This is a genomic window from Actinoallomurus rhizosphaericola (genome assembly GCF_024055675.1).
GTDB lineage: Bacteria > Actinomycetota > Actinomycetes > Streptosporangiales > Streptosporangiaceae > Actinoallomurus > Actinoallomurus soli.
This window is the reverse complement of record NZ_JAMXMW010000038.1, coordinates 11861-28596: the sequence shown is the minus strand read 5'-3', so window position 1 is coordinate 28596 and position 16736 is coordinate 11861. Positions and strand designations below refer to the sequence as shown.

15 protein-coding genes are annotated in these 16736 nt (G+C 72.9%); 9 read left to right on the top strand and 6 right to left on the bottom strand.

Translation table 11 applies throughout. The features are described from left to right. Nucleotides 1–116 precede the first annotated feature (116 nt). Nucleotides 117–311: a hypothetical protein gene (locus NE234_RS43705; protein ID WP_252787079.1), complete on the top strand. Its 195-nt coding sequence runs from the start codon at nt 117–119 to the stop codon at nt 309–311. 224 nt (nt 312–535) lie between these two features. Here NE234_RS43705 and NE234_RS43700 read toward each other — a convergent pair whose 3' ends face one another. After that, complete coding sequence (locus NE234_RS43700) at nt 536–1105, bottom strand: DUF3885 domain-containing protein (protein ID WP_252787078.1); 570 nt, start codon at nt 1103–1105, stop codon at nt 536–538. 84 nt (nt 1106–1189) lie between these two features. Here NE234_RS43700 and NE234_RS43695 point away from each other — a divergent pair, with 84 nt between their 5' ends. Then, the gene (locus NE234_RS43695; protein WP_252787077.1) at nt 1190–1651 is read left to right on the top strand and encodes a GNAT family N-acetyltransferase; all 462 of its coding nucleotides are present in this window, start codon (nt 1190–1192) and stop codon (nt 1649–1651) included. Between the two features lie 152 nt (nt 1652–1803). Here NE234_RS43695 and cydC read toward each other — a convergent pair whose 3' ends face one another. Genes cydC through NE234_RS43675 form a run of 4 tightly spaced genes read right to left on the bottom strand, consistent with a single transcriptional unit; the run spans nt 1804 to nt 8033 of the window. Then, nucleotides 1804–3915 carry a thiol reductant ABC exporter subunit CydC gene (cydC, locus tag NE234_RS43690; protein ID WP_252787076.1) on the bottom strand — a complete coding sequence of 704 codons (2112 nt, stop codon included), beginning with the start codon at nt 3913–3915 and terminating at the stop codon, nt 1804–1806. After that, nucleotides 3912–5570: a thiol reductant ABC exporter subunit CydD gene (gene cydD, locus NE234_RS43685; protein WP_252787075.1), complete on the bottom strand. Its 1659-nt coding sequence runs from the start codon at nt 5568–5570 to the stop codon at nt 3912–3914. The genes cydC and cydD overlap by 4 nt, the downstream gene beginning before the upstream one ends. Then, the gene (gene cydB / locus NE234_RS43680) at nt 5567–6601 is read right to left on the bottom strand and encodes a cytochrome d ubiquinol oxidase subunit II (protein ID WP_252787074.1); all 1035 of its coding nucleotides are present in this window, start codon (nt 6599–6601) and stop codon (nt 5567–5569) included. The genes cydD and cydB overlap by 4 nt, the downstream gene beginning before the upstream one ends. 22 nt (nt 6602–6623) lie before the next feature. Then, complete coding sequence (locus tag NE234_RS43675) at nt 6624–8033, bottom strand: cytochrome ubiquinol oxidase subunit I (protein WP_252787073.1); 1410 nt, start codon at nt 8031–8033, stop codon at nt 6624–6626. Nucleotides 8034–8308: 275 nt separating this feature from the next. Between NE234_RS43675 and NE234_RS43670 the strand changes: the two genes are divergently transcribed. Further along, complete coding sequence (locus NE234_RS43670; RefSeq protein WP_252787072.1) at nt 8309–9295, top strand: NYN domain-containing protein; 987 nt, start codon at nt 8309–8311, stop codon at nt 9293–9295. Nucleotides 9296–9619: 324 nt separating this feature from the next. Further along, complete coding sequence (locus NE234_RS43665) at nt 9620–10462, top strand: biotin--[acetyl-CoA-carboxylase] ligase (protein WP_252787071.1); 843 nt, start codon at nt 9620–9622, stop codon at nt 10460–10462. On the opposite strand, the gene NE234_RS43660 is transcribed toward NE234_RS43665, so the two are convergent. Next, on the bottom strand, nt 10459–11055 hold the full coding sequence (locus tag NE234_RS43660; RefSeq protein WP_252787070.1) for a TetR/AcrR family transcriptional regulator: 597 nt from the start codon (nt 11053–11055) through the stop codon (nt 10459–10461). The genes NE234_RS43665 and NE234_RS43660 overlap by 4 nt on opposite strands. A gap of 83 nt (nt 11056–11138) precedes the next feature. On the opposite strand from NE234_RS43660, the gene NE234_RS43655 reads away from it, so the two are divergent. The 5 genes from NE234_RS43655 (at nt 11139) to NE234_RS43635 (ending at nt 16726) form a co-directional block, all read left to right on the top strand. Further along, complete coding sequence (locus tag NE234_RS43655) at nt 11139–12557, top strand: FAD-dependent monooxygenase (protein ID WP_252787069.1); 1419 nt, start codon at nt 11139–11141, stop codon at nt 12555–12557. Nucleotides 12558–12589: 32 nt separating this feature from the next. After that, nucleotides 12590–12850 (top strand): hypothetical protein, encoded by a 261-nt coding sequence (locus tag NE234_RS43650; RefSeq protein WP_252787068.1) that lies wholly within the window; start codon nt 12590–12592, stop codon nt 12848–12850. Between the two features lie 77 nt (nt 12851–12927). Continuing rightward, nucleotides 12928–15477, top strand: coding sequence for an FtsK/SpoIIIE domain-containing protein (locus NE234_RS43645; protein WP_252787067.1), 2550 nt, complete (start codon nt 12928–12930; stop codon nt 15475–15477). A 13-nt stretch (nt 15478–15490) separates the two neighbouring features. Beyond that, nucleotides 15491–16177 carry a hypothetical protein gene (locus NE234_RS43640; RefSeq protein WP_252787066.1) on the top strand — a complete coding sequence of 229 codons (687 nt, stop codon included), beginning with the start codon at nt 15491–15493 and terminating at the stop codon, nt 16175–16177. Between the two features lie 39 nt (nt 16178–16216). Continuing rightward, entirely contained in the window at nt 16217–16726 is a 510-nt protein-coding gene (locus NE234_RS43635) for a PH domain-containing protein (RefSeq protein WP_252787065.1), read from the top strand. Nucleotides 16727–16736 lie beyond the last annotated feature (10 nt).

Below are 16736 nucleotides of genomic sequence, written 5' to 3'. Positions count from 1 at the left end.
CAACCGCCTCGTCGGCATCCTGCACGGCTGCCTCAAAACCCACACCCTCTACGACCAGGCAACCGCCTGGTCACACCACAGCCACGACCTCGCCGCTTGACATCCAACCTCCAGGGATGTCTGACCCCAGCCCCGCTCAACTCGCCGAACTGCAGGGGCTGTGCCGTCAGTGGTTAGTGATGTGGTGCTGGTACCGGCGCGAGTACACGGCCATTGCCCGGTTCCACACCCCCGACCCGATCCTGTTCGCCACGACCCCGCAGCAGCTGGTGTTCGCCTGTCGCGCGGCCGAACTGGCGATGGCGGTGTGAGCGGCCGAAGTCGCTGGGGTCCATCCGTGCACCTCCCGGCATCCCCGGGGGCATCGTGGGCCGATCACCGTGATGCCGCTTCACCGTCGCTGTGGTCACTTCGCCGCCGCTGTGGCCGGGCTTCATGCCGAACACGCGTTTTGTTCCGTCAATGCCGACGGCAAAGCTCCGTCCCCGCCGGTGTGGGGAAGCTGGGAGGCGGCTGAACGCCGCGACGCCGGCGTCTACAGACCCAGGGGGTGAGCCGAGAGCCAGTCCGTGAGGCGAGCCTTGAGACCGTCCCGGTCGTCCGTGGTCGGAGCGATGACGTCGGCCCCGCCGTCATAGGGGTGGTACAGCCACCTGAGGTCGAGCGGGGCGATGATCGCGTAAGCGATCTCGTCATCGGCCACGGTCCGCAGGAACGGATCCAGGCTCGACGGCGCAGGGGAGGTCACGCTGACGTAGAGCGTCATCGGGATCACGAAGCCCGAATAATCATTAGGCGGAACCGTCATCCAGGGGACTGCGCCACGATGAGCGGGCGCGGGGGCGCCTCGGCCGAGCGTGTTCTCGAAGTAGCCGGCGATCACGTAGAGACGGTCGTCCGCGCCGAGCGCCGCAAGCACGCGGTGATGCCGTTCGAGGATGATGTCGTACTCGTCCTCCGTCTCGGCATACCGCTTCGACTGCGGGAGACTGTGGAACCGGACCCAGCGATCCGCATACCGGCCGCGAAATTGATGCGCGATGGGTGCGCCGCCCCAGCGTGTGCGCCAGGTGGCGGTGAGCGATTCCACCTCGTCCTTGGTCACGATCACTCCTCCTGCGATCCGATCACCCGAGTCACGTGGGGTAGATTCGGATGATTCTCGTCGATCTGACGGTTAGGGAAGGGCATGGGCATCAGGCTGGCCGAAGCCGTCGACCAGGACGCGGTAGAGGCGATCGTCAAGGCGGCGTACGACCCGTGGATCCCGGTGATCGGCGTGGAACCCCTGCCACTCGTCGCCGATTACGCGGAGCTGATCTCTCGCGGGTACGTGTACGTCCTCGAGTACGAGGAGGTCGACGCGTTGATCGTCCTCGTTCCGGAGGCGGAGACGCTGCTCGTGGAGAACGTCGCCGTCCGCCCCGACCGCCAGGGCCGGGGGCTGGGGCACCGGCTCCTGGCCTTCGCCGAGTTCCGCGCCCGGTCGCTCGGGCTGCCCGCGGTGCGGCTGTACACCAACGAGAAGATGACCTCCAACATCGGCCTGTACGAGTCCCTCGGCTACGGGGAGACGGGCCGGGAGGGCATCGACGGCCGGAACGCCGTCCACATGCGCAAGGACCTGCTCCCCGAACCCGACCGCGTCTGACGCCGCGCGCGTCAGGCGCCCGGTCTCTGACGCCGCGACTCGTCAGGCACCCGGTCTCTGACGCCGCGACTCGTCAGGCACCCGGCCCCTGACGCGACTCATCAGGCGCCCGGCTCTGACGCCGCACGCGTCCGGCGCTGACGCGTGGCCGGTCAGCACGGCGCGTGGTCGTGCCGGCGCTCGCGGGTCCACATCGCGCGGTACGGCCCCGGCCGGGCCAGCAGGTCCGCGTGGTCGCCGCGCTGCACCACGCGGCCGGCGTCGAGCACCACGATCTCGTCGACGGCGTCCAGCCCGGCCAGGCGGTGCGTGACGAGCAGGGTGGTGCGGCCCTCGGTGGCCGCGAGCAGGTCGGCGGTGAGCTCGTCGGCGGTCGCGACGTCCAGGTGCTCGGCGGGCTCGTCGAGCAGCAGCACGGGGAAGTCGGCCAGCAGCGCGCGGGCCAGCGCGATGCGCTGCCGCTGCCCCCCGGAGACCCGGGCGCCCTGCTCGCCGACGCGGGTGTCCAGCCCGCGCGGCAGCGTCTCCACCCAGTCCAGCAGCCGGGCCCGGCGCAGCACGTCGCGGATCTCCTCGTCGGTGGCGGACCGCCGGGCGAGCCGGATGTTCTCCCCGATCGTCGTGTCGAACAGGTGCGCGTCCTGGCCGCACAGCCCGACGACGCGGCGCACGTCGTCACCGGCCAGGTCGCTCAGCTCGACGCCGTTCAGCGTGACCAGGCCCGACTCGTACGCGAGGAAGCGCAGCAGCACGGCGGTCAGCGTGGTCTTGCCCGACCCGCTCGGCCCGACCACGGCGCACCGCCGGCCCGGCGGCAGGTCCAGGGAGACGCCGTCGAGGGCGTACGGGCCGCCGGGCGTCCACCGGGCGCGCACGTCCGCGACCCGCAGCTCGTACGGCGGCTCGGGGAGCGCAACCGGCACGGCGGGGTCGCGCACCGGCTCCTCGCGGTCGAGGACGGCGAAGACGCGGGCGGCCGACCGGCGGACCCGCTGCAACTGCTGCGCCGCGAGCGGCAGGCCCGCCACCACCTCGAACGCCGCCAGGGGGAGCAGCGCGATCACGGCGAGCAGCGTCCCGTCGAGTCGCCCGGACCGCACGGCGGGAATGCCGACGACGAGGGCGCCCCAGACGGCGAGGCCGCCGGCCAGCGCGGTCACTGCCGCACCGGCACCCGCCGTCGCGGAGGACCGGGCGGACGCGCGGGTGAGCCCGCCGTCCAGGCGGGCGGCCGAGGCGAGCCGATCGGCGGCGGCGCCGTAGGCCACGAGCTCCGGCGCCCCCTGCAGCACGTCGACCACCTGCGCGGTCAGCTCGCCGCGCAGGTCGGCCGTGCGGTGCTCCGCCCGCCGGGACGCGGTGGCCGACAGCCACGGGGCGACGACGCCCGCCAGCAGCAGCCCGGCCAGCAGGAGGACGCCCGCGGACGGCAGCAGGCTCCACGCGAGGCCCACCGACGCCCCGCCGACGAGGACGGCAGCCGCGGCGGGCAGCAGCACCCGCAGGTAGAGGTCCTGGACGGCGTCGACGTCGGCGACGAGCCGGCCCAGCAGGTCGCCGCCGCGCGCGTCCGGCAGCCCGGCCGGCACGAGCCGCTCCAGCCGCTCGTACACCCGGGCTCGCAGGTCGGCGAGGACCCGGAACGTCGCGTCGTGCCCGATCAGCCGTTCGGCGTAGCGGAAGACGCCCCGCCCGATCCCGAACGCCCGCACCGCCACGATCGCGACCATCAGCACCAGCACCGGCGGGTGCTGCGCGGCCCGCGAGATCAGCCAGGCGGACGTCGCCATCAGCCCGACGCCGCTGCCCAGCGCCAGCGCGCCGCACAGCGCGGCGAGCGCCAGCCGTCCGCCCGCCGGGCGGGCGGCGGCGAGCAGCCGCAGCACCGGCCCGCCACCGCGCGTCAGCTCCGCCGGTCCGCCACCGCGCCTCGCCTCCGCCGGCCCGTCGGCGCGTCGCGCCTTCGCCGGCCCGTCGGCGCGTCGCGCCTTCGCCGGCCCGCCACCGCGCCTCGCCTCCGCCGGCCCGTCGGCGCGTCGCGCCTTCGCCGGCCCGTCGGCGCGTCGCGCCTTCGCCGGCCCGTCGGCGCGTCGCGCCTTCGCCGGCCCATCGGCGCGTCGCGCCTTCGCCGGCCCGCCATCGCGCCTCGCCTCGGCGGGCCCGGCGCCGTACGTCGCCTCCGTCGGCTCGCCCGGCCCGAGCGTCTCGGCTGCCGCCGCCTCGGCCGGCCGCGCCGGGGCGCCGGCTCCCGTCACGGAGGTCATGCGACCGCCTCCAGTGCTCCTTCGACGCGCACGACCCGGTCGGCCAGGTCGGCGAGGGCCGGGCGGTGCGCGACGAGGACGACCGTGCGCCCGGCCGCCAGGCGCCGTACGGCCTCGATGACGGCCGCCTCGCTCTCGGCGTCCAGGCCGGACGTCGGCTCGTCCAGCAGCAGGATCGGCGCGTCGCGCAGGAACGCCCGCGCGAGAGCGATCCGCTGTCGTTGCCCGGCGGACAGGCCGGTTCCGCGCTCGCCGAGCGGGGTCTCGAATCCCTCGGGCAGCGCGTCGACGAACTCCTCGGCGACGGCGTCGCGCGCCGCGCGCCGTACCTCGTCGTCGGTGGCGCCGGGGCGGCCCAGCCGGATGTTGTCGGCGACCGTCCCGGCGAACAGGTACGGCCGCTGGGGCACCCAGGCGACCCGTGACCGCCAGGCGTCGGGCTCGAGGTCGGCCAGGTCGGTCTCACCGAGGAGGACCCGCCCGGCGTCCGGGCGGACGAAGCCGAGGAGGACGGCGAGCAGCGTCGACTTGCCGGACCCGCTCGGCCCGGTCAGGGCGACGGTCTCACCGGGGCGTACGACGAGCGAGAAGCCGTCGAGCGCGGGCTCGTCCCGGCCCTCGTACGCGACCGTGACCTCTTCCAGGCGGAGCGGTGCGGACGCCGGGTCGGGGACGTCGGTACGGGCGCCGTGGCGCGGGAGCGGCGTCTCGATCACCTCGAAGACGCGCTGGGCGGCGGTGAGCCCCTCGACGCTGGCGTGGTACTGCGCGCCGACCTGGCGCAGCGGGAGGTACGCCTCCGGCGCGAGGACCAGGACGAGCAGCGCGGTCCGCAGGCCGACCTCGCCGTCGACCAGGCGCAGGCCGATCGAGACGGCAACGAGCGCGACGGAGATCGTCGAGAGCATCTCCAGCACCAGCGCGGACAGGAACGCCACCCGCAGGCTCGCCATGGTCTCCGTGCGGTACCGGCCGGTGACCTCGCGGATCGCGCGCGCCTGCGCCTTCGCCCGGCCGAACACCTTCAGGGTCGGCAGGCCCGCGACGACGTCGAGGAAGTGCCCGGACAGCAGCGACAGCGTGCGCCACTGGCGGTCCATCCTCCGCTGGGCGGCCAGCCCCACGAGGATCGCGAAGATCGGGATGAGCGGCAGTGTCAGGGCGATGGTCAGCGCGGACGGCCAGTCGCCGAACAGGATCCGCGCGCCCACCGCCGCCGGGACGAGCACGGCGAGCACGAGCTGCGGGAGGTAGCGGGAGAAATAGGCGTCCAGCGCGTCGATCCCCCGGGTGGCGAGGGTGGCGAGCTCGCCGCTGCGCTCGCCGGACAGCCAGCGCGGGCCGAGCGCCACCGCCCGTTCGAGCAGCAGCCCGCGCAGCCGCGACTTCACCGCGGCCGACGTACGGTGCGCGGCGACTTCCTGCAGCCAGGCGACCAGCGCTCGGCCGGCGACGACGGCGAGGAGGAGCAGCAGCGGCGTACGGGACGCGGCGAGCGAGGCGCTGCCGAGGAACGCGTCGCTGATCAGGCCCGCGAGCAGCGCCGCCTGGGCGATGACCAGGCCGGCGGTCGCGGCGCCGAGGATCACCGACAGGGCCAGGTACGCCCGCGTCGTGCGGGCGTACCGCAGCAGCCGGGGGTCGAAGGGTCTCATCGCGCGGGCTCCGGGTCCTTCGCCGGCTCCGGCGCCGGCTGCGGGAGGTGCGAGGCGTGGATGCGCCGGCGGAACACCCAGTACGTCCAGCCCTGGTAGAGGACGACGAGCGGCGTGAAGGCGACCGCCGCGATCGTCATGATCTTGAGCGTGTACGGGGACGAGGCGGCGTTGGTCGTGGTGAGGCTGTTCGCGGCGGCGATCGTCGACGGCATGACGTCCGGGAACAGGGCCGCGAAGAGGGTCACGACCGCGGCCACGATGGCCGTGCCGGTGCCGACGAACGCCCAGCCGTCGCGGCCGCGGGCGACCGCGACCGCCGCGCCGACCAGGCCGGCGGCGGCGACCGCCACGGTGGCCCAGGTGACGGGCTTGCCGTGCTGCAGCTGCGTGATGAGCAGGAACGTCCCGCCCACCACGATGGCGGCCACCACGGCGGCCCGGGCGATCCGTACGGCGCGGGCGCGGACGTCCCCGGCCGTCTTGAGCGCCAGGAACACCGCGCCGTGCAGCACGAACAGCGTGAGCGTGGTGAGCCCGCCGAGCAGCGCGTACGGGTTCAGCAGGTCGGTGAGGGTGCCGGCGTACTCGTGCCGGGCGTCCAGCGGGACCCCGCGGCTCAGGTTCGCGAAGACCACGCCCCACACGAACGCCGGGACGAGGCTGCCCCCGAAGATGGCGCGGTCCCAGCGGCGGCGCCAGTGCGGTTCGTCCCGCTTGCCGCGGTACTCCAGCGCCACGCCGCGCACGATCAGCGCGAGCAGGATCGCCAGCAGCGGCAGGTAGAACCCGCTGAAGAGGGTGGCGTACCACTCCGGGAACGCGGCGAACGTCCCGGCCCCGGCGACGATGAACCAGACCTCGTTGCCGTCCCAGACCGGCCCGATGGCGTTCAGCAGGACGCGGCGCTCGGTGTCACCGCGGCCGAGCACCGGCAGCAGGACGCCGACGCCGAAGTCGAAGCCCTCCAGGAAGAAGTAGCCGGTCCACAGGAAGGCGATGACGACGAACCAGACGGTCGTGGCCTCCATGGCACAACCCCTTGTCAGTAGGTCAGTAGGCGAGGGTGAGCGACGGTTCGGGGGAGGAGTCGTCGCCGGGCGGGGGCGGCGCGACGTCCTCCTCGGAGGGCGGGCCGGCCTTGACGTACCGCAGCATCAGCCCGGTCTCGATGACGATCAGCACGGCGTAGAGCGCGGTCAGTGAGAGGACGGAGATGAGCATCGACGTGGCCGAGACGCCCGGTGAGACGCTCGCGGAGGTCTTCAGGACGCCGTACACGGACCAGGGCTGGCGGCCCATCTCGGTGAAGATCCACCCCGCGGAGTTGCCGACGAACGGCAGGACGAGCGACAGGACGCCGGCGCGCCACACCCAGCGATTGCGCGGCAGCCGCCCGCGGCGCATGAGCCACAGGCCGAGCAGGGCGAGGAACGCGGTGAGGAACCCGATGCCGGCCATGATCCGGAAGTTCCAGTAGGTCACCGGGACGACCGGCCGGTAGTCTCCGGCGCCGTACTTCGCCTGCTCGGCGGCCTGCACGTCGTTGATGCCGTCGACCTTGCCGTCGAAGTGGCCGGTGGCGAGGAACGACAGGACCCGCGGGACCTTGACGCTGAAGACCTCCTTGCGGCCGTCGAGCGTGCCGACGGTGACCAGGGAGAACGACGCGGGCTGCTCCGTCTTGTACAGCGCCTCGGCGGCGGCCATCTTCATCGGCTGCTGCTTCGTCATGACCTTGCCCTGGAGGTCACCGGTGACGGCGACGCCGAGCGAGGCGATCAGCGTGACCGCCAGGGCGATCTTCAGCGACGGCCGGAAGACCTCGACGTGCCGGTGCCGGGCCAGGTGCCACGCGCTGATGCCGACCATGAACAGGCCCGCCGTGACGAACGCCGCGGTGATCGTGTGCGGGAAGGCGACGAGCATCGTCGAGTTGGTGAGCACGGCCCAGAAGTCGGTCAGCCGGGCCCGCCCGGTCACCGGGTCGAGGTGGTAGCCGACCGGGTGCTGCATCCAGGAGTTGGCGGCGAGGATGAAGTACGCCGACAGGAGCGTTCCTAGGGAGACGATCCAGATGCAGGCCAGGTGGATCTTCTTCGGTAGCTTGTCCCAGCCGAAGATCCACAGGCCGAGGAAGGTCGACTCGAGGAAGAAGGCGAGCAGTCCTTCCAGGGCCAGCGGCGCGCCGAACACGTCACCGACGAACCGGGAGTAGGCGCTCCAGTTCATCCCGAACTGGAACTCCTGCACGATGCCGGTGACGATTCCCATCGCGAAGTTGATCAGGAGGAGCTTCCCCCAGAACTTGGTCGCGCGGAGGTGGCCCGTGTTCCCGGTCCGCACCCACGCCGTCTGCAGGCCCGCGACGAGCGCGGACAGGCCGATGGTCAGCGGTACGAAGAGGAAGTGGTAGACGGTCGTGATCCCGAACTGCCACCGGGCGATGTCGAGCGGGTTCATGCCCGCGCCCTCCCGTTCATCTACTACGGCTCGTAGTACTACGTCTCGTAGTCGATCCTACGGCGTGTTCGCCTGATGTCCTCGCCGTGCGCTCCGTTACGTCGATCACAGCGCTGCGCGCGGATAACGGCCCGTGCCGTTTCGGGATTACCGGGCGACCGGAGAGCGGCGTGTCGGCCGCCGATGAGCCGCTCACATGCGAAAGCGCCGTTGAACGGCCAGAAAGGCGGCACAACCGAGGACGCGGGGCTGATCTTCACCTAAAGTCATAGGTGATGACTGTTCGCGAGTCCGTGTCTCAACCGTCGCCGCTGCCGCGCTACGCGATCCTCGTAGACGTGGGGTACCTCTACGCCGCGGCGGGTGACCTCCTGTTCGGCGTCTCCTCCCGCCGCTCCTACCGGGTGGACGCCGAGGGCCTCATCAAGGCCCTCCAGGAGCGCGCGAAGACCTGCGCCGCGTTGCGCGACAAAGAGCTGCTGCGCATCTACTGGTTCGACGCCGCTCGCGACCGCGTGCCGACGATCGACCAGCGGGTCGTGGCGCCGCTGCCCCAGGTGAAGCTCCGGCTGGGCAACCTCAACAAGCACAACCAGCAGAAGGGCGTCGACGCCCAGATCCGCGAGGACCTGGAGACGCTCGCCCGGCACGGCGCCGTCACCGACGCCATCCTGCTGGCCGGCGACGAGGACATGCTCCCGGCCGTGGAGGCCGCGCAGACCTACGGGGTCCTCATCCACCTGTGGGGCGTCGAGCCGCCGTACGGCACGAACCAGGCCGAGCGGCTCATCTGGGAGTCCGACACCGTCGACGTGGTGAACGCCGACTTCGTCAAGCCGTACTTCACCCTCGACACCTCACGTGAGCCGGCCGCGGAGACGCCCGTCACGCCGCCGATCCCGTCGCCCACCGCGGTCTTCGGCACCCGGCCGCCGAGGCCCGCCCCGCCGCCCGTCCGCCCGGCGCAGCCGAGCCCGGTCGCCAAGCTGGGCCCCAGCCGCGACCGCGTCGAGGAGATCGGCGAGCACATCGCGCACAAGTGGATCCTGACCCGCGGCCGGGACAACATCCGCGACCTGCTGCCCGGCCCGATCCTGCCCACGGTCATCGACAAGGAGCTGCTGATCGAGGGCGAGAAGGAGCTCGGCCACTCGCTGCGCCCCTACAAGGAGGCGCGCGACTGGCTGCGGGAGGGCTTCTGGGCGCGCGTCTACCGCGAGTTCGACTTCGGCGTCGGCATCTCCGGCAAGGCCCCCCGCTGACCGGCGCCCACCTGCACCTCAAAGGCGCCAAACAACGGCGGCGTGCCGTCGCCCGGCGGGCGCCAAGCCGGGGCAGGTGGATTCACGGCGGTGGCGTAAGTACCGGGCCCGTCAAAGGAGGCTCGAAGCCCACCACAAGCGCCGGATCAAACAGGCCCAGCACGAAGCGGCCAAGCAGGTCATCGAGTGGGCCGGTCGAGCGGCGGATCGGAACCTTAACGGTCGGTGACCCCCGCGGGGTGCTGGAGTTGAAGGCGGGGCGGCGGCACAACCAGCGGCTGCGCGAATGGCGGCCCGGTTATGACACGGCTCTAGGCTGGGGAGGTGAGCACCCCGTACACCGATCTGGACCGTCCGCCGCTGAACGAGCGGGCGCTGAACCGCGCGCTCGTCCGTCCCGGCGGGGTGTGGCGCCGGATCGAGGTCGTCGCCGAGACCGGCTCGACCAACGCCGACCTGGCCGAGGCGGCCCGCGGCGGCGCGGAGGAGGGACTGGTCCTCGTCGCCGAGGCGCAGACCGCCGGGCGCGGCCGCCTGGACCGGCGGTGGACCGCCCCGCCGCGTTCGGGGCTGGCGTTCTCGGTGCTGCTGCGGCCGCCCGTCCCGGTCGCCCGGCTCGGCTGGCTGCCGCTCCTGGCCGGGGTGGCCGTGGTGAGCGCCCTGCGCGGGTTCGTCGAGATCGAGGACATGTCGCGCGGCGGGATGGCCGACGCGGCGCTGAAGTGGCCCAACGACGTGCTGATCCACGGCCGGAAGCTCGCCGGGATCCTCGCCGAGCGGGTGGGCGACGCCGTCGTCCTCGGCATCGGGCTCAATGTCAGCCTGCGCGCCGACGAGCTGCCGGTGCCCACCGCGACCTCCCTCGCGCTGGAGGACGCCCCCGCAGACCGCGACCCGGTGCTGCGCGCGATCCTGCGCGAGCTGGCGCACCGGTACGTCGAGTACTGCGGGGACTGGACCGAGGGCGCGCTCCGGGACGCGTACCGCGCGGTGTGCGCGACGCTCGGCCGTCAGGTGCGCGTGGAGCTGCCCGGCGGCGCACCGGGCGCGCCGGACGGCGTGCTGACCGGGGAGGCCGTGGACGTCGACGAGAACGGCTGCCTGGTCGTCCGCGCCGCCGGTGGCGACCACGTGCTCAGCGCCGGCGACGTCGTGCACGTGCGCTAGAAGTCGCAGCCGTTGAGGCCGCGGTAGACGAAGCGGGTCAGGGCCTCGGTCACTTCCTCGTCGCTGAGCGCGTCGGCGGGCTGCTGCCGGGTCTGCAGGAAGGCGTGGACCAGGGAGTACACCATCCGTAGCGCGGTCTCCGGTGGAGCGGGGAGCCGGCGCCCGGCGTCGATGACGCAGGTGACGTGGCCCAGGATGTCGGCCATCTCGCTCCCGGCGAACCTGGCCAGGGTGCGGGCGAAGTTCTCACTGACCAGGGCCGCCTCCTGCACGGCGCGGATCGTCGCGGCGTGCTCCCGGTAGAGGCGGACGGAGACCTCGATGTGCTGGCGGACCGCCTCCGGGTCGGTGAAGTCCGACAGGTGCCCGGGAGCGGAGGCCGCAGAGTCGCTCTCGGTCGCCATGTCGGCCAGGAGCGCTTCGAGGAGGGCCTCCTTGCCGGCGAAGTGGTTGTAGAAGGAGCCCGCGGCCCGCCCGGCCTCGGCGGTTATGTCGGCGATCTTCGTATTCAGGTAGCCGCGTTCGGCGAACACCCGCTTCGCGGCGGCCTTAAGAGCGGCCTCGGTCTCCGCCGCCCTCTCCTTGCGCTTCACGGAACCTCCTTGACCGGGAACCGTACCAACCACATACTGAATCTGAATTCAGTGAAATCTTATTCAGTGAGTGGTGGTTCAGTATGGATGTGATCATCGCGGGCGCCGGCCCGACCGGCCTGACCCTGGCCATCGATCTCGCCCGGCGAGGGCTCGGCGTCCGTGTCATCGACAAGGCGAGCGAGTACTTCGCCGGATCGCGGGGCGACGGCCTCCAGCCGCGCACGCTCGAGGTCTTCGAGGACCTCGGCGTTCTGGGCGCGGTGCTCCGGCAGGGGCGCCCCGTGCCGACGATGCGCGTGCACCTCGACGGGAAGTACGTGATGGACCGGCGCATGGCCGAGCACCTCGAGCCGACCCCCGACGTGCCTTACCCGAACGCGTGGGTCCTCGGTCAGTCCCAGACCGAGGGCATCCTGCGGGACCGGCTCGCCGAGCTCGGCGCCCGGGTCGAGCTGAACACCGCCCTGGTCGACTTCGACCAGGACGCGGACGGCGTGACGGCGCGTCTGTCCACCGGCGAGACCGTGCGCGCCTCCTACCTGGTGGGCGCCGACGGCGGGCGCAGCACCGTACGCAAGGTCCTGGGAGTCCCCTTCGAGGGGGTCACGGACGAGACCATCCGGATGCTGCTCGGCGACGTGGCCGCCGACGGGCTGGACCACGCCTGGGGCTACTGGTTCGCCCGCGCGGACGCCCCGATGGTCGGAGTCGGCCTGAGCCCGCTGCCGAGCACACCAGGTCTCTTCCAGTTCAACGCCCCGCTCGGAGAAGGTGAGGACGAGGCCTCGCTGGAGATCCTGCAGGGCAAGCTGGACGCGCTCGGCGCGGGCGTCCGGCTGACCCGGCTGGCCTGGTCCACCGTCTGGCGGCCCAACATCCGCCTGGCCGGGCGCTTCCGCGTGGGCCGGGTCTTCCTCGCGGGCGACGCCGCCCACGTACATCCGCCCACCGGCGGGCAAGGGCTGAACACCGGCGTGCAGGACGCCTACAACCTCGGCTGGAAGCTGGCCGACGGCTCACCCGAGCTCCTCGACGGCTACGAGACCGAACGCCGCGCGACGGCCGAAAGGGTCCTGCGCATCAGCTCCGAGCTCATGCGCAAACACCGGGAGGGGGCCGCGGACGCCCACGAACGCGGGGAGAACACCCGCCAGCTGGACGTGACCTACCGGACGGCCGAGGGCCGGATCGTGGCGGGCGACCGCGCGCCGGACGCCCCCGTCACCGACGCCGACGGCAGGCCGATCCGGCTGTTCGACCTGTTCCGGGGCCCGCACGCCACCCATCTGACCTTCGGCGTCCCCGCCCCGGACGCGCCCCACGCCTACGCGGTCCTGCGCCCCGGCGAGTCCGCGCCCGGACCTTACGTCATCGACACCCACGGCCACGCCCACACCGCGTACGACGCCTCGGCCGGCACCTCCGTCGTCATCCGCCCGGATGGCTACATCGGTCGGCGGACCTGCCCAACTGGACCGGTCCGCAACGCGCCGGTTTAATTGGGCTATCCCCATCCTCCGGAGGTCGTTGCATGGCCAGTGTGGCTGAGCTCAAGGGCGCCATCGCCCAGGCCGGCGAAGAGGCCGAGCAGGCCGTGCAGCTGCTCGTCCAGGCCGGGAGCCGGGCCGAGTCGGCGCTGCAGTACCTGATCGCGGTGGCCCAGGGGAGCGAGCACGACGCCCTGAGCGGCGCGCTGGGCGCCATGGGGCAGGCGGTCGAGAGCATCGAGGAGTGCCAGAACCAGATCGGCGCCGCGATCGAAGAGGCGAACACCTACGCCGAGGGGCTTTAGGAGACCGCACCCCCGCACGTCCCCGACCGAGGTACCCCGCCCACCGCCGTCTGCGTGAAAGCCGCAGGAACCCCCACATGACGCTCAAGCCCGGCGATCTCGTTGCCGCCGTGCGCAAGGACATCCGGCAGGCCCGCGGCGCGATCCGCGCCCGCCGGAGCCGGCTCGACGAGATGATCGCCGAGGCGGAGGCGGCGGTCGAGCAGGGCCGCCGGGACGTCGCCGCGACGAGCGGCCCGGAGACGGCGACGGCCGTGGCCGGCTGGCGGGAGCTGGCCGCCGAGGCCGCGCCCGGCGCCGCGTCCGCGCCCTGGACGGACTGGCCGGCCGAGCCCGAGCCGGCCGACTCCGGGCCGTGTCTCTACCGCGTCGGCACGGCCGCCGGTGAAGTGCCCGCGCTGATCCCGCTGCTGGACTCCGGCCATCTGAAGATCACCGGAGGCCAGACCCCGCTCGCCGACGCCATCGTCGACGCGCTGCTCGTCCGGATCGTGGCGATGACGCGGCCCGGCTCCGTACGGGTCAGCCTGTACGACCCGCGGCGGCTCGGGGCCGGGCTCGGCGGCTTCCACGCCCTGTCCCGGCCCGGCCTGCTCACCGTGTACGGCGTCGAGGAGTTCAAGGACCTCCTCGGCTCGCTGGACCGTGACATCCGGCGCATCCAGCGGGACGTGCTCGGCGGCGGGCACTCCTCCCTCGCCGAGCTCGCCGCGGCGACCGGACGCCGGCCCGAGCCGTGGCAGGTCGTCATCGTGCAGAGCCCGGTGCGCGGCCTCCGCGACGACGAGGTCGCCCACCTGAACAGCGTGATGCACGCCGGCGCGGCCTGCGGCATCCACGTCGTCTGCCGCGACGTGCCCGCCGAGGACGCGCCGGGCATCGAGACGATCCACATCACGGCGGACGGCCGCGTCACCACCTCGATGACCGGGGAACTGCCGGTGACGGTCGAGCCGCCGCCGCCCGAGCTGGTCCGCGCGGTCTGCGAACGCGCCGCCCGCTGGGCGGGCATCGAACGCGACCCGCCGCGCTTCGCCGAACTGGTCCCGCACCGCATGTGGAGCGAGTCGTCGGCGGCCGGGGTACGCGCCCCCATCGGCGAGGACGTCGACCGGTACGAGCCGGTGGAGGTCCTCCTCGGCGACGACCCGGTGCACGCGCTCGTCGGCGGTCCGCCCGGCTCCGGCAAGACGAACTTCCTCTACGCCATGATCGGGTCGATGGCCGCGCGGTACTCGCCCGACGAGCTGGAGTTCTACCTGCTGGACTTCAAGGAGGGCGTGTCGTTCGCCCGCCTGGCCAGCGGCCGTACCGACAAGACGTGGCTGCCGCACGCCCGGCTCATCGGCGTGAACATCAACAACGACCGGGAGTTCGGCCTGGCGCTGCTGCGGTTCCTGGCCCGCGAGCTCGAACGCCGGGGCGCCGCCGCCCGCGAGCACGAGGTCACGAAGCTGGAGGAGCTGCGGGCGGTCGACCCGGACGGGCACTGGCCGCGCATGGTCGCGGTGATCGACGAGTTCCAGGTGCTGATCCAGCAGCAGGACAAGATCACCGACGAGTCGCTGTACCTCCTCAACGACCTGGCCCGCCGGGGCCGGTCCCAGGGCATCCACCTCGTCCTGGCCAGCCAGAACATCGGCGGCGTCCAGACCCTGTGGGGGCGCGGGGCCATCCTCGATCAGTTCACGCTGAGAATCGCGCTGCCCAAGGCGCGCCGCATCCTCGCCGACGACAACACCGCCGCCCTGCAGGTCGCGCGCTTCTGCGCGGTCGTGAACGCCGAGTCCGGCGCGCGGCAGGCCAACCGCATCGCCCGCCTGCCGGACGCCGGCGTCGCGGGCACGTTCGACGCGCTGCAGCGGGAGCTGTGGCAGCGGCGCCCCGAGCACCTCGCGCCGCCGCGCATCTTCGACGGCGCGCACGTCCCGGAGCTGATGACCGCGCCGGCCCTGCCGCCGGGCGAGAGCGCGGTCGGCCAGCTCATCGACCTGGCCGGCAGCGCGGCGACCGTGCGGTTCGACCGCGCGCCCGGGCGCAACCTCGCGGTCGTCGGCACCCGCGCCGACGAGGCGTACGACGTGCTCGCCTCCGCCGTGCTGTCGCTGTCGCGCGGGCATGCGCCGGGGACGGCGGTCTTCCGGCTGTACGCGCTGGACGCGCAGCTCGAGCCCCGGGTCGGGCTGCTGGCCCGGCGGCTGGCCGACGACGGGCACCAGGTTACGCTCGGCGGCGACCTGCCCGAGCCCGCCGACCGGGACGTGCCCGAGTACCTCGCGCTGTTCGCGGTGGACGCCGCGACCGGCCGCGCCGAGGACCTGCGCCGGGCGGTCCGCCGTCTCGTCGAGCACGGCCCGGAGCGCCGGATGCACGTGCTCGGCTGGTGGCGGACGACGGACCGGCTCAAGGCCGACGTCGTCGAGCGGGTCGGGAACGTGCGCAACATCGACGCCTGGGTCGCCCTGGACGTACGGGACAGCGAGCTGTCGCCGCTGCCGGGCGGCCAGATGCTGAGCTGGACCCCGCGCCACCGGCGGGCCCTGTTCCACGACCAGCGCACCGGCGTGCCGCCCCAGCCGATCATCCCGTTCGAGGTGATGAGCGAGGCGGGGGACGGCGTCGCGTGAGGGCGGAGGGCAGATGACGGACCCGGAGGCGGCGCGGCGGGCGTACGACCCGCAGGCGGCGCGGCGCGCGTACGATCCGCAGGCGGCGCGGCGGGCGTACAAGGAGTACGCCGCCGAGGCCGGCCGCAGGCTGCTCGCCGCGGAGCGGGCCCGGCGCGGCCTGGAGGAGGCCGAGGAGCGGCGGACCGCCGCGTACGCCTCGGTCGAGCAGGAGTGGGCGCGCCTCGACGGCCTGGAGGAGCGGGCCGCCGGCGTCTGGCGGGAGCTGACCACCCGCTTCGGCCCGCACGCGGTCGGCCCGCTGCCCGATCCCGCCGACGACGTACGCCCCGACCAGGACGCGGCCGAGCTGGTGGGCGACGCGCACCGGCGCGTGCGCGAGCCGGTCCACTACGCCCTCGCCGGCCGGTACGTCCAGATGGCGGTGCTTGGGTTCGTGGTGGCCGTCGTCGTCACCGCGATCGGCTTCGAGCTGGCCGAGAGCCTGCGCGGCCTGGGGCAGGCGCGGCTGGCCCTGGCGTACGGGCCGGTGCTGGCGTCGCCGTGGCTCGGGCAGGTCGCGGCGGCCGGCTGGATCCGGCTCCGCACGTCGCACGAGGAGCGCGAGTACGCCGTCGACACCGCGACGGGCGGCCTCGTCGGCGGCGGTGGCGTGTGGGTCATCGCCCTCATCTTCATCGTTGTCCACTTTGTGACGTGATGACATTTCCCACCCCTCCGTTTCTGCCAGGATGACGCCATGGGTCTTGCGAAGAGCTCGTTGGGCGAGGACGAAGAGATCGTCCTCGAGTTCCACCCGCACTGGTCGACGCTGGTCGGCACGATCTTCTGGGCGGTCGTGACGGTCGCCGTGGCGGTCGCCGCCATCGTCTTCATCCCGGGCGGCAGTGCGCAGACGGTGATCCGCCTCATCATCGCGGCGGTCGCGGTCGTCGCGATCCTCGTCGTCGGGCTGATCCCGTTCCTGCGCTGGGTCACCACGTCCTACACCCTCACGAACCGCCGGTTCGTGCTGCGGCACGGCATCCTGTCCCGCTCCGGGCGCGACATCCCGCTCACCCGGGTCAACGACGTGTCGTTCGAGCACAACCTGATCCAGCGGATGCTGGGCACCGGCACGCTGATCGTCGAGTCGGGCGGTGAGCACGGCCAGCTCATCCTGAAGAACATCCCCCGGGTCGAGTACACCCAGAACCAGCTCTACCGGATCGTCGAGGAGCTGACCGACGGCGACGGCGTCAAGCCGTAGACGGGGCCGT